This is a genomic window from Bacillus sp. EKM420B (assembly GCF_011065565.1).
GTDB classification, from domain to species: Bacteria; Bacillota; Bacilli; order Bacillales; family Bacillaceae; genus Bacillus; species Bacillus velezensis.
The window spans coordinates 1-331 of sequence record NZ_JAAMNX010000026.1 but is presented as its reverse complement, the minus strand read 5'-3'; the positions used below and the strand labels follow the sequence as shown (position 1 = coordinate 331).

The 331-nt window shown below is 46.8% G+C and carries 1 protein-coding gene; it reads left to right on the top strand.

Translation table 11 applies throughout. The annotated features are described in order from the left end of the window. Positions 1 to 331: GTPase (locus G9F48_RS19360; protein ID WP_185153161.1), on the top strand; the 331-nt coding region annotated here is incomplete at both ends.

Genomic DNA, 331 nt, shown 5'->3' with positions numbered 1-331 from the left:
TGGATAAACGGGCTGAACCGCTTTGTCGGCGGTAATCCGATTATTCTTGTCGGTAATAAGGCCGATATCCTTCCGAAATCCGTAAAACGGGAACGCCTCGTTCAATGGATGAAACGCGAAGCGAAAGAATACGGCTTAAAACCCCTTGATGTCTTTTTAATCAGCGCTTCCCGCGGACAAGGGATGAAGGAAGTCATTGACGCCATTGAACATTACCGCGAAGGCCGCGATGTGTATGTGGTGGGCTGTACCAATGTCGGCAAATCCACATTTATCAACCGGATTATTAAAGAGGTCTCAGGGGAAGAGAATATTATTACCACCTCTCAAT